22 protein-coding genes are annotated in these 19,073 nt (G+C 60.1%); 10 read left to right on the top strand and 12 right to left on the bottom strand.

Going from position 1 to position 19,073, the window contains the following annotated elements; all coding sequences use genetic code 11:
- Positions 1-38: 38 nt before the first annotated feature.
- Positions 39-1,001, bottom strand: a complete 963-nt coding sequence (gene ubiA, locus ACUXVX_RS01985) for a 4-hydroxybenzoate octaprenyltransferase (protein ID WP_446310143.1) — start codon at positions 999-1,001, stop codon at positions 39-41.
- A 12-nt stretch (positions 1,002-1,013) separates the two neighbouring features.
- On the opposite strand from ubiA, the gene ACUXVX_RS01980 reads away from it, so the two are divergent.
- From ACUXVX_RS01980 to ACUXVX_RS01960, 5 genes are all read left to right on the top strand, one after another.
- Complete coding sequence (locus ACUXVX_RS01980; RefSeq protein WP_446310142.1) at positions 1,014-1,733, top strand: 16S rRNA (uracil(1498)-N(3))-methyltransferase; 720 nt, start codon at positions 1,014-1,016, stop codon at positions 1,731-1,733.
- On the top strand, positions 1,730-2,590 hold the full coding sequence (locus ACUXVX_RS01975) for a GNAT family N-acetyltransferase (protein ID WP_446310141.1): 861 nt from the start codon (positions 1,730-1,732) through the stop codon (positions 2,588-2,590). Before ACUXVX_RS01980 ends, ACUXVX_RS01975 begins: the two co-directional genes overlap by 4 nt.
- Before the next feature lie 233 nt (positions 2,591-2,823).
- Positions 2,824-3,111, top strand: coding sequence for a hypothetical protein (locus tag ACUXVX_RS01970; protein ID WP_446310140.1), 288 nt, complete (start codon positions 2,824-2,826; stop codon positions 3,109-3,111).
- A 60-nt stretch (positions 3,112-3,171) separates the two neighbouring features.
- The gene (locus ACUXVX_RS01965) at positions 3,172-4,542 is read left to right on the top strand and encodes a glutamate--cysteine ligase (protein ID WP_446310139.1); all 1,371 of its coding nucleotides are present in this window, start codon (positions 3,172-3,174) and stop codon (positions 4,540-4,542) included.
- A gap of 144 nt (positions 4,543-4,686) precedes the next feature.
- Positions 4,687-4,929, top strand: coding sequence for a hypothetical protein (locus tag ACUXVX_RS01960; protein ID WP_222471316.1), 243 nt, complete (start codon positions 4,687-4,689; stop codon positions 4,927-4,929).
- Positions 4,930-4,965: 36 nt separating this feature from the next.
- On the opposite strand, the gene plsY is transcribed toward ACUXVX_RS01960, so the two are convergent.
- Positions 4,966-5,586, bottom strand: coding sequence for a glycerol-3-phosphate 1-O-acyltransferase PlsY (gene plsY / locus ACUXVX_RS01955; RefSeq protein ID WP_446310138.1), 621 nt, complete (start codon positions 5,584-5,586; stop codon positions 4,966-4,968).
- 137 nt (positions 5,587-5,723) lie between these two features.
- Positions 5,724-6,317 (bottom strand): L,D-transpeptidase, encoded by a 594-nt coding sequence (locus ACUXVX_RS01950; RefSeq protein ID WP_446310137.1) that lies wholly within the window; start codon positions 6,315-6,317, stop codon positions 5,724-5,726.
- A 184-nt stretch (positions 6,318-6,501) separates the two neighbouring features.
- On the opposite strand from ACUXVX_RS01950, the gene ACUXVX_RS01945 reads away from it, so the two are divergent.
- Positions 6,502-7,002, top strand: coding sequence for a CAP domain-containing protein (locus ACUXVX_RS01945; protein ID WP_222496145.1), 501 nt, complete (start codon positions 6,502-6,504; stop codon positions 7,000-7,002).
- 63 nt (positions 7,003-7,065) lie between these two features.
- Here the strand turns inward: ACUXVX_RS01945 and ACUXVX_RS01940 are convergent, their stop codons facing one another.
- The 6 genes from ACUXVX_RS01940 to hslO all read right to left on the bottom strand — a co-directional run bounded on the left by ACUXVX_RS01940 (position 7,066) and on the right by hslO (position 13,484).
- Complete coding sequence (locus ACUXVX_RS01940) at positions 7,066-7,560, bottom strand: L,D-transpeptidase family protein (protein ID WP_446311489.1); 495 nt, start codon at positions 7,558-7,560, stop codon at positions 7,066-7,068.
- Positions 7,561-7,655: 95 nt separating this feature from the next.
- On the bottom strand, positions 7,656-8,864 hold the full coding sequence (locus ACUXVX_RS01935; RefSeq protein WP_446310136.1) for a class I SAM-dependent RNA methyltransferase: 1,209 nt from the start codon (positions 8,862-8,864) through the stop codon (positions 7,656-7,658).
- A gap of 10 nt (positions 8,865-8,874) precedes the next feature.
- Positions 8,875-10,722: an ABC transporter ATP-binding protein gene (locus ACUXVX_RS01930; protein ID WP_446310135.1), complete on the bottom strand. Its 1,848-nt coding sequence runs from the start codon at positions 10,720-10,722 to the stop codon at positions 8,875-8,877.
- A gap of 53 nt (positions 10,723-10,775) precedes the next feature.
- Positions 10,776-11,912, bottom strand: a complete 1,137-nt coding sequence (locus tag ACUXVX_RS01925) for a CCA tRNA nucleotidyltransferase (RefSeq protein WP_446310134.1) — start codon at positions 11,910-11,912, stop codon at positions 10,776-10,778.
- On the bottom strand, positions 11,909-12,502 hold the full coding sequence (locus ACUXVX_RS01920; RefSeq protein ID WP_222496149.1) for a CoA pyrophosphatase: 594 nt from the start codon (positions 12,500-12,502) through the stop codon (positions 11,909-11,911). The genes ACUXVX_RS01925 and ACUXVX_RS01920 overlap by 4 nt, the downstream gene beginning before the upstream one ends.
- Positions 12,495-13,484 (bottom strand): Hsp33 family molecular chaperone HslO, encoded by a 990-nt coding sequence (gene hslO, locus ACUXVX_RS01915; RefSeq protein WP_446310133.1) that lies wholly within the window; start codon positions 13,482-13,484, stop codon positions 12,495-12,497. Before hslO ends, ACUXVX_RS01920 begins: the two co-directional genes overlap by 8 nt.
- A gap of 76 nt (positions 13,485-13,560) precedes the next feature.
- Here hslO and ACUXVX_RS01910 point away from each other — a divergent pair, with 76 nt between their 5' ends.
- Complete coding sequence (locus ACUXVX_RS01910) at positions 13,561-14,007, top strand: NUDIX domain-containing protein (RefSeq protein ID WP_446310132.1); 447 nt, start codon at positions 13,561-13,563, stop codon at positions 14,005-14,007.
- Here ACUXVX_RS01910 and ACUXVX_RS01905 read toward each other — a convergent pair.
- The gene (locus ACUXVX_RS01905; protein ID WP_446310131.1) at positions 14,004-15,197 is read right to left on the bottom strand and encodes a SpoIIE family protein phosphatase; all 1,194 of its coding nucleotides are present in this window, start codon (positions 15,195-15,197) and stop codon (positions 14,004-14,006) included. The two genes, ACUXVX_RS01910 and ACUXVX_RS01905, sit on opposite strands and share 4 nt — an antisense overlap.
- A gap of 235 nt (positions 15,198-15,432) precedes the next feature.
- Between ACUXVX_RS01905 and ACUXVX_RS01900 the strand changes: the two genes are divergently transcribed.
- The 3 genes from ACUXVX_RS01900 to ACUXVX_RS01890 all read left to right on the top strand — a co-directional run bounded on the left by ACUXVX_RS01900 (position 15,433) and on the right by ACUXVX_RS01890 (position 17,433).
- Positions 15,433-15,750, top strand: a complete 318-nt coding sequence (locus tag ACUXVX_RS01900; RefSeq protein WP_446310130.1) for an Hpt domain-containing protein — start codon at positions 15,433-15,435, stop codon at positions 15,748-15,750.
- Positions 15,751-15,834: 84 nt separating this feature from the next.
- Positions 15,835-17,061: an argininosuccinate synthase gene (locus ACUXVX_RS01895; protein ID WP_446310129.1), complete on the top strand. Its 1,227-nt coding sequence runs from the start codon at positions 15,835-15,837 to the stop codon at positions 17,059-17,061.
- A 78-nt stretch (positions 17,062-17,139) separates the two neighbouring features.
- Positions 17,140-17,433, top strand: a complete 294-nt coding sequence (locus ACUXVX_RS01890; RefSeq protein WP_446310128.1) for an SCP2 sterol-binding domain-containing protein — start codon at positions 17,140-17,142, stop codon at positions 17,431-17,433.
- Here ACUXVX_RS01890 and ACUXVX_RS01885 read toward each other — a convergent pair.
- Both ACUXVX_RS01885 and ACUXVX_RS01880 read right to left on the bottom strand, forming a co-directional pair.
- Complete coding sequence (locus ACUXVX_RS01885; protein ID WP_446310127.1) at positions 17,430-18,149, bottom strand: sulfotransferase-like domain-containing protein; 720 nt, start codon at positions 18,147-18,149, stop codon at positions 17,430-17,432. The two genes, ACUXVX_RS01890 and ACUXVX_RS01885, sit on opposite strands and share 4 nt — an antisense overlap.
- Entirely contained in the window at positions 18,146-19,045 is a 900-nt protein-coding gene (locus ACUXVX_RS01880) for a D-amino acid aminotransferase (protein ID WP_446310126.1), read from the bottom strand. The genes ACUXVX_RS01885 and ACUXVX_RS01880 overlap by 4 nt, the downstream gene beginning before the upstream one ends.
- Positions 19,046-19,073: the final 28 nt, after the last annotated feature.

The following is a 19,073-nucleotide window of genomic DNA, read 5'->3' as shown; positions in this document are numbered from 1 at the left end:
TTTAGAGCGCCGGGAAGCCGTGTGCAATCATGCTGCGATCACAGAAGGATGACAGCGGCGAGAAACAGCACGGGGATCAGCCCAGCGTCGCGGTTGGATCTGAATAGACGCAGGCAAGTGGCGGGGTCTCCGGTGTTGAGTTGTCCGAGCTGCCACGCAAGGTGCCAGCCCATCGCCCAAGCCCCGCAGGCGGCCAGTGCTAGCTGCAGCGGCGAGGCGGGCTCAATCAGCGCGGCAATCATCGCGACAGTCATCAGGGTCACGGTGAGCGCGAGGAAGAGCCGCAGGATCTGGGGCGAATTCTCGCCGAAGAGCCGGGCGGTGGATTTGACCCCGATCAGCGCGTCATCCTCGATATCCTGATGGGCATAGATGGTGTCGTAGAAAACGGTCCAGGCGATGCCCGCGACGTAGAGGAACACCGGCGCCAACGCGAGGCTGTCGGTATGCGCGGCCCAAGCCAGCAGGGCGCCCCAGTTGAAGGCGAGGCCTAGAAATATCTGCGGCCACCATGTGAATCGCTTGGCGAAGGGGTAGATGCACACCAGCCCCAGAGAGCCGATCCCGAGCCAGATCGCGGTGGGCGGGAAGGTGATCAGGATGCCGAAAGCGGCGAGTGCCTGCGCCGCCATCCAGGCGAGCGCCTGCCTGACTGAGACCGCGCCCGAGGGGATCGGCCGCGAGCGGGTGCGGGCCACCGAGCCGTCGATGTGGCGGTCGGTAATGTCGTTCCAGGTGCAGCCTGCGCCGCGCATCAACACCGCGCCGATGCCGCAGCCTGCGATGATCCAGAGATCGAACCAGCGCCAGCCGGTCGAAGCGGCGGCCAGCAGCACGCCCCACCAGCATGGCAGCAGCAGCAGCCATGTCCCGATCGGGCGATCCGCGCGCGACAACCGCAAGTAGGGGCGTGTGGCGGGCGGGGCAAAGCGGTCGACCCAGTTGCCGCTCACCGCATCCGCGACCTGTCCCGCATCTGGCGTTTCGGGTTCGGCAGACATATCTCTGGCCCCATGAAAGCAAAAGTTCGCCTCTATGTAGATCACCCGCTAGGTACGGGGCAAACCGTTGGATTGTCGCGGGAGCAGGCACACTACCTGTTCGCCGTCATGCGGCTCGAGGTTGGTGACGGGGTGCTGCTGTTCAACGGCGAGGCCGGCGAGTGGCTGGCCGAAGTGATCGTGGCCAACAAGCGCAACCCGGTGCTGGAATGCCGCGCGCAGAGCGGCCCACAGGTTTCGCCCCCAGATCTCTGGCTGTTGTTCGCACCGATCAAGAAGGCGCGCACCGATTTTATCGTCGAGAAGGCCGCCGAGATGGGCGCGCGCCGGATCGTGCCGGTGCTGACCGAGTTCACCAATGCCGAGCGGGTTAAGGTCGACCGGTTGCAGGCCCACGCGGTGGAGGCAGCCGAGCAGTGTGGCGGGACATTTGTGCCTAAGGTGGCTGAGCCGGTGAAGTTGGTAAACTTTCTGGACGCGTGGCCACAAGAACGTAGCCTGATGTTTTGCAACGAAGCGTTGGTGGGCGAAGACCGAAAGCTTGGCGGCACACTAGGCCCTTGGGCGGTATTGATCGGCCCAGAGGGTGGTTTTTCTGACGCCGAACGCGAGCGACTTTCGGAGCTGCCTCAAGCCCACGCGGTGAGTCTGGGCCCGCGCATCCTGCGGGCCGACACTGCGGCAGTTGCAGCGCTGACTGTTTGGCAATCAACCCATGGAGATTGGCAATGATCCGTCAGGCGCATCCCGGCGACGAAGCTCGGCTGGATGCGTTTCTAGCGGGGCATCCGGACACTTCGATGTTTCTACGCGGCAACCTTGCTGCCCATGGACTTTCTCCGAGTGATCACCCGCACGCCAGTACGTTTTGGCTTTCGTTGACCGAGGCGGGCAATGTTCGTGCGGTCGTGGGGTGCAACAACGATGGTTTCCTGATGGCGCAGGTGCCTGAACCTCTGCCGGGTCTTTGGGAGGCAGTGGTGAACGCACTTGGCGGTCGTAAGCTTGCCGGGATGACAGGCGAAGACGGACAGGTCCAAACGGCGCTGCAAGGCTTGGGCCTTGCGAACGCGGAGTTCACGCTAAACCACGATGAACCGCTTTATCGTCTCGAACTCGGTAAGCTTGAGGATCCGGGCGGCACGTTGCGGCCCCCACAGTCCGGCGACGAAGAGATGCTTCGACTTTGGTATGCCGAGCACTTCATCGACACAGGTTTTGCGCCCAACAAGAACCAGGCGATGCTCGATGCACGACGCCGTGCGGAGCGAATGGCGCGGAGCGATGATTTGCGCATTATGATCGAGGATGGCGTCCCGGTGGCGATGGCGGGCATCAATGCGCGCGTGGCGGATTTTGTGCAGCTTGGCTCCGTTCATGTGCCGCGATCGATGCGCAATCGGGGGCTCGGTCGCAAGGTTACGGCGGCGATGCTGGCTGAGCAGCGAACCAAGGGAACCCGCACAGCAGTGCTCTTTGCCAACAATCCCGCTGCCGCTCGGGCTTACGAAGCAATTGGTTTCAACCAAGTTGGGCGCTACCGGATCTCAATTCTCACCCGACCCACAGCCGCGCGTGTGCTGGCATGAGCCTTATCCGCCCAGAAGCGCAGGCCATACTCCACCGTTGGAGAGAGTGCATAGCTGGTGCGTGCGTTGCGGTCGTCGGAGTATTCCTTGGGCTCAACTCTTCTGGGCTCGTATGGTGGTTGGCGGTCGCACTGACGGCTTTAGGCTGCTTGGCTTTTTTCACGGGCCTCCAACGCGCCCGTATCCGCCCACGCTCAGGCGGGCGCGGTGTTATCGAACTTGATGAGGGCGCGTTGCGCTACCTGACTGGCGAGGGCGGGGTGATCGTCTCGCTGCCGGAAGTCGTGCGCGTTGAGATCGAGACCACCGGTGATGGCCCGACAGAGGATGATCTGTTCTGGCTGTGGGTGACGCCGGAAGGCACCGCTCGCATTCCCGCCTCAGCAACTGGCTCCGAGAAGATGGTAGATGCCCTTGCTGCCTTCTCTGGCGCTCGTTACGAGCAGGTCATCGCGGCCTCCGGAAGCACCGAACCGCGGCTGTTCATCGTGTGGCAGAAGGATAGACTTCTGGTGCATTGACTTCACCGCTCATGCCGCCAAGTCTGACGGTTCAGAAGGCCACAAACCCCGGAGCCATACATGTCTATCCCCCAATCCGGCGGCGGGCCGATCGAGCGGCACGAGCAACTTGCAGAATACTTGGCGGCTGGCTGCAAGCCGAAAGACGCATGGCGCATCGGCACTGAGCACGAGAAGTTCGGCTACTGCAAACACTCGCTCAAGCCTCTTCCATACGAAGGCGAGCGCTCTATCCGGGCAGTGCTCGAGGGGCTGAGGGATACTTATGGCTGGGTACCGGTCGAAGAGGGGGGGCATCTTATTGGCCTTGAGAAGGATGGGGCCAATGTTAGCCTGGAGCCCGGTGGGGCACTGGAGCTTAGCGGTGCCCCGCTGGAAACCATTCATCAAACCTGTGACGAGGTGAACGAGCACCTTCGGGAGGTCAAAGAGGTCTCTGACAAGATCGGTGTGGGTTTCATTGGGCTGGGTGCTGCGCCCGAGTGGATGCATGATGAAATGCCCCTGATGCCCAAGGGCCGCTACAAGCTGATGAACAACTACATGCAGAAGGTCGGGCCGCTGGGTACGACCATGATGCGGAGAACCTGCACGGTTCAGGTGAACCTCGATTTTGGCTCCGAGGCTGACATGGTCCAGAAGATGCGCGTTGCACTGGCACTTCAGCCGGTGGCCACAGCCCTCTTCGCCAATTCGCCGTTCTTCGAAGGTAAGAAGAACGGAATGAAGAGCTTCCGATCCTACGTCTGGCGCAACCTGGATGATGACCGCACCGGGATGCTGCCCTTTGTCTTCGACGACGGCTTCGGATTTGAGGCCTACGCCGAGTACGCTCTCGATGTGCCCATGTACTTCGTCTATCGGGACGGCACTTACATCAACGCACTCGGTCAGTCGTTTCGGGATTTTCTGAAGGGTAAACTACCCGCTTTGCCCGGCGAGAAGCCGACATTGAGCGATTGGGCCGATCATTTGACGACGCTCTTTCCCGAGGCGCGCCTGAAGCGGTTCATCGAGATGCGCGGCGCCGATGGCGGACCGTGGCGTAGGCTTTGCGCTTTGCCTGCATTCTGGGTGGGTTTGACGTATGACCAAGGCGCATTGGATGCCGCGTGGGACATGGTGAAGGGCTGGGATGCTGAAACCCGTCAAGCGCTGCGTGTTTCGGCAGGCGAACAAGGACTTGCTGGCGAAGTGAACGGCCTGAAGATGCTCGATTTGGCCAAGGAAGCGGTTGCCATAGCGCAAGCGGGCCTGAAGGCGCGCGCACGGCCCGGTTCTGGCGGGATGGTCGCCGACGAGACGCATTTTCTCAATGCATTGCAAGACAGCGTCGAAAGCGGCCAGACCCCGGCGGATGAACTCCTTGAGCACTTTGACACCGATTGGAATGGAGACCTCAAGCGCATCTATCCGGCGTACAGTTACTGATATGTGGTCCGCGTGATGGCTACGTGAAAACTTCCGTCACAGTAGGGCGGGAGCACACGGAAATGTTAACCTTACTTGACCCAACGGTAAAAAAGTGCCCAATCTCTCGGCACAAGACATTGAACACGAAGAGGGATTTATTCAATGCGTGACACCATTATCAAGATTTTCGACGTCCTCATCTGGGTGATCGGTGCGATCACTGCCATCGGCGGTATCATCGCCGGTATTGTCGTTCTGGCGCAGGGCGAAGTGGTTGGCCTCGGCTTCATCATCGGTGGCATCCTCTACGCCGTGATCATCATGGCCCTGTTCTTCATCCAGATCGGTATCTACTACCACACCAAACGCACCGCCGAAGCGGTGGAGAAGCTGGCCGGACGCTGAGAGCCGCCCCAGCTCGGAAGTTAGGGAAGCCGGGCCTCAGAGCCCGGTTTTCTTTTCTTCACCTATGCGGGTTTCGGTGCCCGCCTTCATCCGTTGGATGTTTTCAACATGTCGGATGTAAATGAGCACGGTCAGCGCGATCCCTAGAAAGAAGCCGTTGGGATAGCCGAGTGTGAACATCCAAAACGTGCAGGTCGCCGCCGAGATCAGGGCAGCAAGTGAACTGAGGCGCGTTGCAAAGGCGACGATGAGCCATGTTCCACAGGCTGCCAGGCCTGTGAGTGGGTGCAGAGCGAGAAGTGTGCCAAGGAAGGTGGCAACGCCCTTGCCGCCCTTGAACTTGAGCCAAACCGGATAAAGGTGACCTAGAAAGGCGAATAAGCCAGCCACTTGGGCTGCATCTTCGGCGAGGAGCCAGCGAGCCACGAGCACAGCGATACCGCCTTTGCCAGCGTCGAAGACCAAGGTGAGAAAGGCGGCAAGCTTGTTGCCGGTACGCAGGACGTTCGTTGCCCCGATATTTCCAGAGCCAATCTTGCGCAGATCTCCCAAACCGAACGCCCGTGCCATGACCAGGCCGAAGGGTACAGAACCTAACAGGTAGGCCAGCAGTGCAGTGACCAGCAGCAGGTTAAGATCAGTCGTTATGACAGGCATCGAGGTTCCTTGTGTGCTCCCCGTCTATGCGCCAACACAAAGCTATTGAGCAAGGGTCTACGGCGGCACGCCCAGACCACGAACCAAGGGAACGGCAAATTCCAGTGCCGCTGCGACCACCTGTCCCGGCGCCATGCTCAGATGAGAAGCACCTGAGCACCCACACGCACCAAGCTGAACAACTCGGCAATATGCTCATTGTAAAGGCCGATGCAGCCGTTGGATGACTTACGTCCAATCTTGCGCGTGTCGTGGGTGCCGTGGATGCGGTAGTAGGTCCAGCCGAGGTAAAGAGCGTGAGTGCCAAGCGGGTTATCCGGCCCCGCTGGCACGAAGTCGGGCCACTCGGGGTTACGGCGCTTCATGGCCGGGGTTGGCGACCATGTCGGGCCCTCGACTTTCCGGGCAACCGATGTGCGGCCACGGCGGGTAAGATCCTCAGAGATAGGCACAGAGGTCGGGTATAGCTTGTAAACCGATTGGTCAGGCGACCAGTAGTGAAGTGCACGTGAGGTCAGATCCACCAGAATGGCGCCGCCACGGGTTGAGCTGAAATAAGGCCGCCAGTCGAGCGAACGAAAGCTAGAGATGTTGCGCGTTACCTGTTCCTGCGAGCGGAGAGCGGAAGGGTCGACCTCTTCGGCCCAGCTTGCAGCTGGAAAAGTCGCGGCAGCAGCTGTAGCCCCCAAAAATGTGCGGCGGTTCAACTTGGTATTCGAAAAATCAGTCATCCTGTCCTCGAAATAATGTTCGCGAAGGGCAGATCTCCGCTGGAGAGCATTTATATTGCGTGAAAGCCTCAGTCGCAAATCAAACACATGGCAAAGCCGTGAACGTGATGTCACCGCAATTGCAGAACTAAGGGCAAGCAGCTATGGCTGACGCCCGACACTGTTTACAGGGGCTGCCTTCATCATGCTGCGGATGATTTCCTTGATTGTCGTGAGTGCGGTTTCGCTCTCCGCTTGTGCACCCGCCGTCACGACGAGCGGTGAGGGCGGTGTGCGGGTGTACAACATCAGCGCCCGCGACGCGAACCAGATCCCCTATAGGGTGCTCGACACGGTCAACGAGCTAAGGGCCGCTCGCGGCGTGAGCCCTGTTGCGCTTAGCTCAGAGCTGACTGCCGCGGCTTCGACCCATGCGCGCGACATGTCGGTTCAGAACCGACCCTGGCACTTTGGGTCCGATGGCTCCAGCCCGTTGGATCGGGTGCGCCGCACCGGATATTCGGGTCAGTTCCTCGGTGAGAATATCAGCGAGACGTTCGAGTCCGAAATCGAGACTGTGTCCGCCTGGATGGAGCAGCCCGACACACGCAACGTGATCCTAGCCCCCTCCGCCCGGAACCTCGGTGTTGCCTGGTACCAAGAGCCGAATGGCAAGATCTGGTGGACCCTGATCACCGGAAGCTGAACCTGAATACGGGCAGTCAAAACGCCCGGCCTTTGTGCCGGGCGCTTTTGTGCCAGCGCATTCTCAGGGATGGATATCGATCACGGTGCCGTTGCGGACCATGGCGTAGATCTTCTCGATCTCTCGATTCTTGACCCAGATGCAACCAGCTGTCCAATCCGAGCCCTTCCGGTCGCGTTTGCTCTCGCGTGCACCGTGGATAAAGATGTCACCGCCGGGCTTCTTGCCTTGAGAAGCTGCGTATTCACGGTCTGCCTCATTGGGGTATGAGATCCCCAGCGAAAGGTGAAAGCTCGAGTTCGGGTTCCGCCTATCGATCGTGTAGCGGCCTTCAGGCGTCTTGCCGTCCCCCTCGAACTGCTTGTGGCCACTCGGCGCGAAGCCAAGCCCGATTTTGTACTCGCGTAGCACCTCTTGGTGATGCAGCAAGTACATCCGACGACGATCTTTGTAGACGACGATCCGAGTAACTTCCGGTCCGTTGTAGGTTTTGAACTTGCTCGAACAGCCCGCAAGGGCGAGGGCCGTAGCGCCAAAGAGTGTGGCGCGGCGTGTCAGCTTGATCACCGTTAAAATCCCAGCATGTGCCTGTTTGTTTTTATGTGCCGCACTATACGGATTTTGGTTGTTCTGAGAAGGTGCCGCGGTGCGCCTCACGCCCGCGTGAATTGCGCTGCAAGCTCAACATGAGAAGACCACCGAAACTGGTCCACCGGCTGAACCCAATCCAAAGTGTAGCCGCCCTCAACTAGAATGCGAGCGTCACGGGCAAAGGTGACCGGACTGCAGGAAACAGCCGCGATGATCGGTACACTACTCTTGGCGAGAGCGTCATGCTGCGCTTCGGCGCCGGCACGGGGCGGGTCTATGACCACGGCGGAGAAGCGGTCCAATTCATCGGGCAATAGTGGCTGGCGAAAGAGATCTCGCACCATGGCAGTGGTTCGCCGGAGGCCTCCACCGGTCGAGCGCCAGCCAGCGTCCAAAGCTTCGACAAGCTGCCTGTCGCCCTCAAACGCCTCAACTTCACTACCAGCAGCAAGCGGTAGCGTGAAAGTTCCGCAACCTGCAAACAGATCGGCGATCAGGGTCTGATCTTGGCCCAAAGCGTCTTGTATTGCAGACAAGAGGGCCGTTTCCCCATGGGTGGTTGCCTGAAGAAACGCACCCGGTGGCAGAACGACACGGGCAGCACCAAAGCGCTGAACCGGCGGCTCACAGGTCACGATGGGCTCATCGCCGTAGGTCAGACGCGCCAGGCTGTGCTGTCCGGCTAACTGTGCCAACTCAACCAGAATAGATCGGTCCGCCGATCGGCCGCCGCTGACGCGAACATCAAGGCCGGGTTCAGAAATCACGACTGCTATATCCGCGCCACTGGTGCGTGTGGCCGAGATCCGCGTCAAAGCCTCCAAAGCTGGAAGGGCAGCGATGATATCAGGATGGAGAACCTTACAGTCCGGCACTTCTACAAGCAGATTGGAAGCTCTGGCCATGAACCCGACCATTGCCCCCTTCTTGGTGCGTCGCCCATGCAGCGTAGCACGCCGCCGGGTTGCAGGAGGCGAGGTCGTTATAGGTCGGATCTCAGTCTCGATTCCTTGGGCGGCCAAGCCTTGCACAATGACCGAGGTCTTCCACTCGGCAACGAATTCGTCAGATGCATGTTGCATCGCACAGGCACCACAGGCCTTGAAGTGTCGGCAGGGAGGTGACACTCGCGCCTCTGACGGCGTCAGGACCTGCACCTTGCTTTCGGAAACAGCGACCTTTTCACCCGGGAGCACACGCGGAACGGGCTGCACGCCCTCCGCAACCCCTTCGCCGCGAACATTCAGCCGTTGGACTACTACTTCTTCCATACTCGAGGCGTTACTCGGCGGCATCAGTCAGGTCAAGGAAGCCACCGGACTGCCGATGCCAGAAGCCCGCGTAGCGCCCACCCAGCGCGACCAGCTCCTCATGGGTGCCTTCCTCGATAATGCGACCATCATCCAACACAACGATCCTATCCATCCGGGCGATGGTTGAGAGGCGGTGGGCAATTGCAAGCACGGTCTTGCCCTCCATCACCTCATCCAGAGCGCCTTGAATCTGGGCCTCAACCTCTGAGTCCAGCGCGGAGGTTGCTTCATCGAGTACGAGGATCGGAGCGTTCTTAAGAATAGCGCGAGCAAGGGCAACACGCTGTCGCTGCCCGCCCGAAAGGCGCACGCCACGCTCGCCAAGATGGGCATCGTAGCCCTGCCGGCTGTTGAAGTCTTCAAGGCCTGTTACGAACTCATGGGCCTCGGCGCGGCGGGCGGCCTCTTCCATATCTTCATCCGGAGCGTCCGGGAGACCGTACTTTAGATTGTCGCGCGCGGAGCGATTGAACATGGCCGTGTCTTGCGTGACCATTGAAATGGCACGGCGAAGGCTCTCTTGGGTGACAGTGGAGATATCCTGACCGTCGATCAAGATGCAGCCCTTCTCCGTATCGTAGAGACGCAGGAGCAACGAGACCAAGGTGGACTTGCCGGCCCCGGAGGCCCCGACGATACCAAGGCGCTCCCCGGGCGCGATACGAAGCGACACTCCCTGCACCCCGTCACGCTCACGACCGTAGGTGAACTCCACGTCTTGGAACTCAATCGCGCCTTCAGGCACTTCGAGCGCCACCGCATCTGGTGAGTCGGTGACCGAATGGCTCGGCGTGAGCGTCCTCATCCCATCCTCGATCTCGCCGACACTGGCGTAGATACCGAGCAGAGTGTGGCTGACCCATCCTGTCATCTGCGCGATGCGGATCGCGATAGTGCCGGCTGCGGCGATGTCACCAGCCGTTGCGGTACCGCCTTTCCAGAGCAACAGCGTCCCCCCGATAAGGAGGGCAGGGAGAACGCCCGCCAGCAGCATGAGCGCCCCACGAAACCCGGCAGCAAGTGTGCCGACGTGGATCACCGAGTCTCGGAACTTGCCCATTGCGCCCAGCGCAGCGCGGTCTTCATGGTCGGCGTGGGCAAAGAGCTTTACCGTCTTGATGTTTGTGATGGTGTCCACAACCTGCCCTGTGACCATCGCGCGCGCCGAGGCTCGTGCTTTGGAGCGCACACGAATGCGCGGCATGTACCAAGCGATCAGCCAAAAATAGGCGATGAGCCAAACCGCGAGCGTGAGCGCGATGCGCCAATCGATCCCGATCAGCAGCAGCACCGCGCCGACGAGGGAGGCCAAAGCAAAACAGACCGTGTTGGCCATTTCCGAGATCACATCAGTGATCGCGCGTGCGGTTTGCATCTGCTTCTGCGCGATGCGCCCGGCAAAGTCGTTGTCGAAGAACTGCACCGCCTGGCCCATCGTCCAGCGATGCAGACGCGATAAGACGAGAGGCATCACGTTGGGTTGGATGACCAGCGTGTTGGCAGCGGCAGATGCCAGAAAGCATGCAGGGCGGATTATAATAAAGAAGCCCAGCGTGCCGAGGATCAGCCAGAGGTGCGTTGAGAAGAAGGCATCCGGGCCCGCGGCGAGGGCAGCATCGATGATCTGGCCAAGCAGGAGGGCGGTGATGACCTCCAGCGTCCCGGTGATTGTGAAGAGCAAGCCCGATGCGACGAGAGGCACTTCCGAGCCACGCACAGCCCAGTGCATAAACGGCATCAGCTTGTCCGGCGGCGCGCCATCCGCGCGGCGAAAGGCGTCAATAAGATCGGCGAGGCGGCGGGCAATGCGTTGCATAGGCAGTCCTTGGGCGTCCGCAGGCAACGTAGCCCGAGCGCAGAAGAAGGAAACTAGTCCTCGAGCAACTCTTCTCGTGTCAACTCGAAGCCGGACGCGATCCAACGCGCCTCTAACGCTTTCAGGCGTGCGCCTAGCTCCGGACCAGAGAACTTTGGCATCAGGTCGGCTGCTTTGATTGGAAACGTTTGGCCTGCGCCCTTTCTAGCTTCTTCGCCTGCGTTTTTCGGTGGAAGCGTCTCTGTCTGGGCCGCGCGCAAGAGAATGGCATCTAGCCCTGTCTCTGACCCAAACCGGTAGCCAAGCTCACTCGCAGAGGACATCGAGCTCGCGGCTGTCACATGCATTTCTATGCCGCGCTCATGCGCGCGGGGCAACCTCAGCCCATCGCGTTCGCCACCCAATGCGGCGAGGCGAGCCGTCGCCTCGGAATTGGGAGCGAAGTGCAGAAATCTCGCAAGCGTCGGTGCATCGGCACCAGGGATGACGCGATGCAATACCCCAGAAGCAGCCATGGCGGCCACGGCAGCCGAGGGGTCAGGAGCAGCTAGCAGCTTCAGTAGTTCGGTCGTGATGCGTTCAGCCGAAACTCTTGCGAGCCCATCGACACCTGCAGCGCAGGCGGCAAGGCCCTCTTCATCTATACCGTGAGCTGGGTCGGCGTACCACGCTGTAAAGCGGAAGAAGCGGAGGATACGCAAGTAGTCTTCAGCGATCCGCTCTTCGGGCATCCCAATGAAGCGCACGCGCCCGGCCTCAAGATCGGGCAGCCCATTCAATGGGTCGATCAAATCTCCACGTGCATCGCAATACAGCGCGTTCATGGTAAAGTCGCGTCGGGCGGCGTCCTCGGCAATGTTGCGTGCAAAAGCCACCGTGGCGCGACGGCCATCGGTAGACACATCATTGCGGAAAGTGGTCACCTCGATCGGTTCATCCCCGGCAAGGACAGTGACGGTACCGTGCTCGACGCCCGTAGGGACAACCCGAAACCCGACTTGCTTGGCTATTTCGGTGACGCTCTCAGGCAGCGCATCAGTTGCCAGATCAAGATCTGATACCGGAGCGCTGAGAAGCGTGTTGCGAACGCAACCTCCAACAAAAAGCGCCTTGAAGCCCTTGTTCTCGAGCGCTCCACACAGTGCCTGAGGGCCAACCGCCGCGAGCCACGGTGCGTTGATACGTTTCATGCCTGCATACGGTCTGCCAGCGCACGAAGCATCCGGGCAGTGGCCCCCCAGATGTAGTAGGGGCCGTAGGGGACAGTGTAGTAGCGCCGGTTGTATCCCTGCCAGAAACGGCCCTGCACGATATAGTTGGTCGGCTCAGTGACGTGGCTGAGCGGAACTGTGAAAACCTCATCGACCTCACCAACCTCAGGGCGCGGCGCGAATTCACCGTCGATCAGCCCAACCACAGGCGTCACCGAAAACCCCGTAACGGTTTCATGCGGTGGGAGTGTGCCGAGCACACGCACCGTCTTTCGGGGGAGGCCGACTTCTTCACTCGCCTCGCGCAACGCCGCGTCCACGACATCTGCATCTTGCGGATCAACTTTTCCGCCAGGAAATGCGATCTGCCCCGGGTGATGTTTGAGCCGGGAGCTGCGCTTGGTCAGGATCAGACGTGGCTCGTGGCCAGTCATCCAGACAGGCACCAACACTCCGGCCGCTCGCGTCTTAGCCCGCACCGATGGTCGGCTCGGATTGAGGTCGTAGTCCGACGAAGGACGGCCCTCTGCAGCTATAGCCGCTCGAAGCCGTGCCTCAATGTCAGTCATTGCCATCCTTCGCCTCGAACCCAAGCGTCGCCGGGTCCAGATCGTAGTGTGCCCCGCAGAACTGGCAATCCGCCGTCACCCGGCCTTCATCGGTGGTCATCGTAGCAATGTCTTTCGCCGAATAGATGGAGAGCGACTCACGCACACGCTCTTCCGAGCAGGTGCAGCCGAACTTGATGGCCTGTGGATCGTACACGCGAGGGCTCTCTTCGTGGAAGAGACGCACAAGAAGGTCGGTTGGCTGCACGGTCGGGCCAACGAGTTCAAGCTCTTCCACCGTATCCAGAAGAATATTGGCGCGATTCCAGTGCTCCTCGTTCTCATCGTCGAGCATATCGGTCGGCTGCAGCAGGCGCGGCTCGTCACTTTCAGCAGGTTTCAGAAATGGTGAAGCCTCTGGCATGAGTTGCAACATCATGCCACCAGCTCGCCAACTCCCAGCGGTCCCGTCGGCATCCAGAGAACGTCCGTATCGAAGTTGAAAGCGCGTCGGCAGTTGCTCGGATTGGGCAAAATAGGTTTCTGCACAGGCCGAGAGCGAGCCGCCATCAATTGGCGTGATCCCTTGATATGGTGTGGTGCCCTCACCTTGGTCGATGAGGATTGCAAAATAACCCTTTCCAATCAGGTCGAAGGGCTGTCCCGTAAGCGGACGTTCTGTATCGAAACTCGCGTAGGCCCGGATGCGTGCAGGTCCGCCCTCTTTCTCCGGTGCGTAGTAATCGGTTGCGATCAACCGTGCGGGTCCATCTCCGCGGACTTGCAGGGACAGCTTCCAACGAAGCTTCATTGTGTGGCCTATCATGGCCGTGAGAAGGGCCATTTCTGCCACCAGTTGCTCTATCGCATCCGGATAGTTGTGCTGGGCGAGAATCTCATCGAGGACCCCATCAAGCCGCGCAACTCGGCCACGAATGTCGGATCGGTCGAGTTGAAAGGGCAGGACGGTGTCATCCCAGGCGATCTGTGCACCAAGGGTCATTTGCTTTCCTTGACGGTGTGGGCATGGTTGTCGGTGCCATATAAGGGCCGAAGTTGACAAGGCAAAGGGGCGGAGTGTGACACGGAGAGTGGGCGAACCTGTGAAGGCAGGGCAGCGCTATGTCAGGCGACCGGGAATATATGCGTTGCTACCACGCGGCTATGATCTGCTGGTGACGTTTCAGGAGCAACCCAAACCTGAGTTTCAGCTGCCCGGTGGCGGGATTGATCCGGGTGAGCAACCGATGGCTGCTCTGCACCGGGAGGTGGTGGAGGAGACGGGCTGGCGCATCGCACCCATCCGAAGGCTGGGCTTCTTTCGGCGCTTCACTTACATGCGGGAATACGATCTTTGGGCAGAGAAGGTCTGCACCGTCGTCCTGGCAAAACCGATCCACCAACTCGGGCCGCCGATTGAGCCGGGGCACAGTGCGGTTTGGCTCAAAGTTGATGAAGCTCTGGAATTGCTCGGAAATGGCGGAGACGTCATGTTTGCCGGGCAGGCTCTAAAAGGCGCCCGCTAGGCGGTTTGCTTTGGTCCGTCGTACTCGACGAGGATGGCCGACACATCATCTTCAAAGTCGTCGGCTCCCGTATACTCGCTGAGGTCCCAAGTTAGTGCCTCGAGAAAGCTAGGTCCCCTTGTTTCGGCGTTTCGGCGCAGCAGCGCGGCTAGACCAGTTTCACCAAGCATTTCGCCCTGTTCATCCACCGCTTCAGTCAAGCCGTCCGACATTAGAAAAAGCTTGTCGCCAGGTTGCAGCCGACCACTGATTTGTTGGTAGGTTGCTTCTTCAATCAATCCAACCGGCAAGCCGCCGTGTCCCAGAGGTTCAATTGCACCGCTGGCCCGAAGGATCATCGGATGCGGATGGCCCGCCTGAACAAGCGTAAAGCTGCCGGATGTCAGGTCGAAGTCTGCATAGGCTAGGGTAAAGTAGTGGTCCGTATCGAGCTCGCTGAACACAAGACGGTTCAGCACGGCGGTCAGATCAGCAGGTGGCACAGCATCGTATAGGCCCAACTCATTTTCAGTCATGGCGACGTTCTGATCTGGCGAGGTCGGCGATAGGAAGCCCGCGAGCCGTGCGGTCATTAGGGCGGAGGAAACACCATGGCCCGATACATCGATGGCAAACAGCCCGACCCTGTCAGCGTTGATCGGAAAGAAACCGACCAGATCGCCTCCAACGTGGCCGGATGGGCGCAGCAGAAGCGATACTCGGCTTGAGCCGAAATCTCTGAAACGCTCCTTTACAAGAGATTGTTGGAGTTTCTTCGCGCCTTGAAGATCTCGATCGAGGGAATCGTACAGCGTTGAGATCTGGGAGAGAGTCTGGCTGACAAGCCGGTTTTTCTCAACCAACTCAGCGTGGATTCCCAGAATGCGCTCACCTGCCGCCAGCCTCGCGCGCAGCTCATCGGGCGATATGGGTTTGGACAGATAGTCATCGGCGCCGGCATCGAGACCGGCAGCAACCTCTTCCGTGCTGCTTTTTGAGGTCAGTAGAATGAAGTACCCGTAGGTTTCGCGGGGTATCGCCCGAAAGATCGAGCAGAACTCAATGCCGTTCATCCCCGGCATCATCCAATCCGAAATGACGAAGTCGGGCGGTTCATCAACACAGATGTCCAATGCCTTTCGGGCGCACTCGGTCTCGACAACTTGATATCCCCATTTCCCGAGCATTGCAGCAAGGATACGCCGTTGCATCCGGCTATCATCAACAACCAGAACCCTCCTGGAGTTTGCGGGTGCTACAGAGGATGTTCGCTTAGATTTTACAATGCCGTGATGCACGGGGCGTTGAGCTCATTCGTTCGTGACCAGCAAGGTTTGTCAGGAAGCAGTTAAGGTTGGATGAACCGCATAACTTTTGGCAGCGAAGTAATTTTTCCTAAACTGGTGACGACTAGCTTCTCTCGGTGATCACGTGAAGGAGTGGGTTATGATTGATTGGGAGCGCGTGTCCGAATTGCGGGGCGATGTAGGAGAAGAGGCGTTCGCAGAGGTTCGGAGTATCTTCATCGATGAAGCCGAGAAGCTGTTGAGCCAATTCGAGGCTGGTGGCTCCGGCAAGTGGGAAGAGAACTTCCACTTCCTCAAAAGTTCGGCCCTGAATATGGGTTTCGAGGAAGTCGCCCGCCTCTGTCAGGATGCTGAGGTTCGCGCTCGCTCCGGCGAGGCAGGTCCTTCAGATGCAGCCGCAGTAGCGGCAAGCTTCCGAGCTTCGATGACCGAATTCGAGCAGGGGTTTAACCGCTGAGGAGAACGACCGCCGACCTCTTGGATTCACCTGAGAAACCGCCTACACCGCCGCCTTGAACGTAAGCGACGGAGCGCACCTCAAATGACTGCACCAAAAAAAGTGGTGCTCGCCTACAGCGGCGGGCTTGATACTTCGGTCATCCTAAAGTGGCTCGAGGTTGAAATCGGCTGTGAAGTAGTGACCTTCACTGCTGATTTGGGCCAGGGTGAAGAGCTGGAGCCCGCGCGCAAGAAGGCCGAGATGCTGGGTGTGAAGCCCGGGAACATCTTCATCGAAGATGTGCGCGAAGAGTTCGTGCGCGACTTCGTCTTTCCAATGTTCCGCGCCAACGCGGTTTACGAAGGGCTCTATCTGCTCGGCACATCCATTGCGCGCCCACTGATCTCCAAAAGGCTTGTCGAGATCGCTGCTGAAACCGGTGCCGATGCAGTCGCTCATGGTGCAACGGGTAAGGGCAACGATCAGGTCCGGTTTGAACTCAGCGCATATGCTCTGAACCCAGAAATTAAGGTGATCGCCCCTTGGCGCGAGTGGGACCTGACAAGCCGCACCAAGCTGATTGAGTTTGCCGAAGCGCACCAGATTCCGATTGCGAAGGACAAGCGTGGCGAGGCGCCATTCTCGGTGGATGCGAACCTTCTGCACACCTCTAGTGAGGGCAAGGTGCTGGAGGACCCGGGACAGGATGCACCGGAATACGTGTATCAGCGCACGGATGACCCGACGAGCGCGCCGGACGAGCCGGAATACATCGAGATCGGTTTCGAGAAGGGCGATGCCGTCAGCATAAATGGCGAGGCGATGAGCCCGGCGACGATCCTGACCAAGCTCAACGAGGTCGGCAAGCGCCACGGAATCGGGCGGCTGGATTTTGTGGAAAACCGGTTTGTCGGGATGAAATCCCGCGGGATTTACGAGACCCCGGGCGGCACGATCCTGCTCGAAGCCCATCGGGGGATCGAGCAGATCACTCTCGACAGCGGCGCAGGGCACCTGAAAGACAGCCTAATGCCGCGCTATGCCGAGCTGATCTACAACGGCTTCTGGTTCAGCCCCGAGCGCGAGATGCTCCAAGCCGCAATCGACAAGTGCCAAGAGCATGTGATCGGAACGGTGAAGCTGATGCTGTTCAAAGGCTTCTGCCGCACGGTTGCGCGGTGGTCGGATCACTCGCTCTACTCCGAGGCGCATGTGACCTTCGAGGAAGACGCAGGTGCCTACGACCAGAAGGACGCGCAGGGCTTCATTCAGCTCAACGCGCTGCGGCTGAAGCTGATCGCAAAGCGGAATCAACGCGTTAGAGGCTAGTCGGACGCCGCGTTACGCTTGATCTGGCCCGCTTCGGCGGGCCACTTCGTTGCTGCCAGAGACAGCCGGAGCGCCAGAGTGACGACCCCCCTGCAGGAGATCGCCGACAAGATCGCCCCTCATCTTGCCGCCAGCGAGAACGAGCGAAGCCTGAAGTTCGACTGCGGCAGTGACGGGATCATGGTGCTAGACGGCCGCGAGGTGGCGGTCGGTGACCGGCCCGCGGATTGCACGATCAGACTGTCGCTCGAGCACCTCAGGAAGCTGCTCAAGGGAGAGCTCAATCCGATGACCGGCGTGGTCATGGGCAAGCTCAGGATTTCCGGAAATCCCGCCGCCGCGATGGAGCTGGCGAAATATCTGAAAGCCTAGGGCTTCAGGGCAACGGCACCCAGTCGCTCGTAGTGCGGCATCGCCCCTTCGACGAGGTGCTGCAGTTCGGGCCGAACCGTTGGCATGGGCCCTTCCGGCCCCGCGAAGCCGGTGCTGTCGTGCACCGAGGCATACCAATGCGCGGCCCAGACGCCGTCGGAGGGGTGGCCGCCCTTGGGCCAGCGCAGCATCGCCGGGTCCCAGGGCAGCCCGATCGCGGCACAGAGTTTTCTCAGCATCCCTTCGGGGTCCTGCCGGATAGCGGCGCTGTCCACGACGACCGGGGCCTGGCCGAGCGACAGGACGTGATCGTAGAGCTCCGCCTGCTGGCGAAAGCCGATATCGTCGGCGGTAACGCCCTCATACTTATCTGAAAAACTTGCCAGAACGCGGGCTGGATGGCGGAGCAGGAAGACGTTCACGCAGTACCCCATGAACCCCCTCGGCACGCCCGGAATCATGTGCTGGGTCATGTGCTTGTGATAGGCGTGAGGCCTGCCGCCGGGGATGGGGCCCAGAAGCTGCGCCGAGACCTCTTCGGTGTTTTCGGGGCGGCTTGCGAGGATCTCGCTCCGCATCGGATGGTCCAGACCTGTCAGCCGCAGGTAGGGGCCATAGAAGGGCTCGTCCACCACATGGAAATCGGCCCGGTTGCCGAAGGCGTACATCATCGCGGTCGACAGATTGCGCGGGCCGGACCACATGGCAATTTTCATGGGGTCACCAGCTCCTTGTAGAGCGCCCGGATGCGCGTGGTCACCGGGCCCATCTGCCCGGTGCCGATGGTGCGGCCGTCGATCTGGCCCACGGGGGTTTGTGCGCCGAAGGTGCCGGTGAGGAATGCTTCCTCGGCAGAGTAGGCCTCCACGAGGGAGTAGTTCTTCTCGCGGCATGGGATGCCGTTTGCATGGCAGAGGTCGATCACCTTCTGGCGAGTGATGCCGTTCATGCAGTAATCGCCGGTCGAGGTCCAAACCTCCCCCTGGCGGACGATGAAGAAGTTGCAGGCGTTGGTGGTGTTCACGAAGCCATGGACATCGAGCATGAGGGCCTCGTCGGCGCCGGCCTTTTCGGCGGCGATGCAGGCGAGGATGCAGTTGAGCTTGCTGTGGGAATTTAGCTTGGGGTCCTGCGTCATCGGCAGGCCGCGCAGGTGGGGGACGGTGGCAAGCCGTATTGGGCGGGGGATGGAGGGCTTGGAGTGCTCCATGATGATCGCCACGGTCGGGCCCTGGCGGGAGAGAGACGGATGCTGAAACGGCCGGGTCTTGATGCCACGGGTGACCATCAGGCGCGCATGGGCGTCGGTGGTCATGTCGTTGGCCTGTTGTGTCTCTGATACTGCCGAAATGAGCTGATCCCGGGTCATTCCGATGTCGAGATCAATCGCCGTGGCGGCCTCGTAGAGACGGTCCATGTGCTCGTCGACAAAGGCCCAGCGGCCATCATAGAGGCGCAGGCCCTCCCAGACGCCATCGCCCAGCATGAAGCCGGAATCGTAGACGCTGACGAGGGCCTCGGCGCGGGGCTTGAGCTGGCCGTTCAGCCAGATGAGGAGCGACTCGTTGCGCGGGTCGTCCTCGGCGGTGTGGGTGGTGACTTCGGTATCCATGGCGCCACGCTAGGCAGGGCCGCGAATG

This window comes from Vannielia sp. SX4 (assembly GCF_052828525.1).
Note: the sequence above shows the minus strand (reverse complement) of the source record. Positions and strands in the feature narration are given on the sequence as shown.

Bases quoted from the DNA above. Each gene is read 5' to 3' on its own strand.
- ACUXVX_RS01885 (WP_446310127.1), bottom strand. From the start codon at position 18,149: ATGAAAATTGCCATGTGGTCCGGCCCGCGCAATCTGTCGACCGCGATG.
- ACUXVX_RS01925 (WP_446310134.1), bottom strand. From the start codon at position 11,912: ATGAAACGTATCAACGCACCGTGGCTCGCGGCGGTTGGCCCTCAGGCA.
- ACUXVX_RS01965 (WP_446310139.1), top strand. From the start codon at position 3,172: ATGTCTATCCCCCAATCCGGCGGCGGGCCGATCGAGCGGCACGAGCAA.
- ACUXVX_RS01960 (WP_222471316.1), top strand. From the start codon at position 4,687: ATGCGTGACACCATTATCAAGATTTTCGACGTCCTCATCTGGGTGATC.
- hslO (WP_446310133.1), bottom strand. From the start codon at position 13,484: ATGACCCTTGGTGCACAGATCGCCTGGGATGACACCGTCCTGCCCTTT.
- plsY (WP_446310138.1), bottom strand. From the start codon at position 5,586: ATGCCTGTCATAACGACTGATCTTAACCTGCTGCTGGTCACTGCACTG.
- ubiA (WP_446310143.1), bottom strand. From the start codon at position 1,001: ATGTCTGCCGAACCCGAAACGCCAGATGCGGGACAGGTCGCGGATGCG.
- ACUXVX_RS01905 (WP_446310131.1), bottom strand. From the start codon at position 15,197: ATGCAACGGCGTATCCTTGCTGCAATGCTCGGGAAATGGGGATATCAA.
- ACUXVX_RS01945 (WP_222496145.1), top strand. From the start codon at position 6,502: ATGCTGCGGATGATTTCCTTGATTGTCGTGAGTGCGGTTTCGCTCTCC.
- ACUXVX_RS01880 (WP_446310126.1), bottom strand. From the start codon at position 19,045: ATGGATACCGAAGTCACCACCCACACCGCCGAGGACGACCCGCGCAAC.
- ACUXVX_RS01900 (WP_446310130.1), top strand. From the start codon at position 15,433: ATGATTGATTGGGAGCGCGTGTCCGAATTGCGGGGCGATGTAGGAGAA.
- ACUXVX_RS01935 (WP_446310136.1), bottom strand. From the start codon at position 8,864: ATGGAAGAAGTAGTAGTCCAACGGCTGAATGTTCGCGGCGAAGGGGTT.
- ACUXVX_RS01975 (WP_446310141.1), top strand. From the start codon at position 1,730: ATGATCCGTCAGGCGCATCCCGGCGACGAAGCTCGGCTGGATGCGTTT.
- ACUXVX_RS01895 (WP_446310129.1), top strand. From the start codon at position 15,835: ATGACTGCACCAAAAAAAGTGGTGCTCGCCTACAGCGGCGGGCTTGAT.
- ACUXVX_RS01920 (WP_222496149.1), bottom strand. From the start codon at position 12,502: ATGACTGACATTGAGGCACGGCTTCGAGCGGCTATAGCTGCAGAGGGC.
- ACUXVX_RS01980 (WP_446310142.1), top strand. From the start codon at position 1,014: ATGAAAGCAAAAGTTCGCCTCTATGTAGATCACCCGCTAGGTACGGGG.
- ACUXVX_RS01930 (WP_446310135.1), bottom strand. From the start codon at position 10,722: ATGCAACGCATTGCCCGCCGCCTCGCCGATCTTATTGACGCCTTTCGC.
- ACUXVX_RS01950 (WP_446310137.1), bottom strand. From the start codon at position 6,317: ATGACTGATTTTTCGAATACCAAGTTGAACCGCCGCACATTTTTGGGG.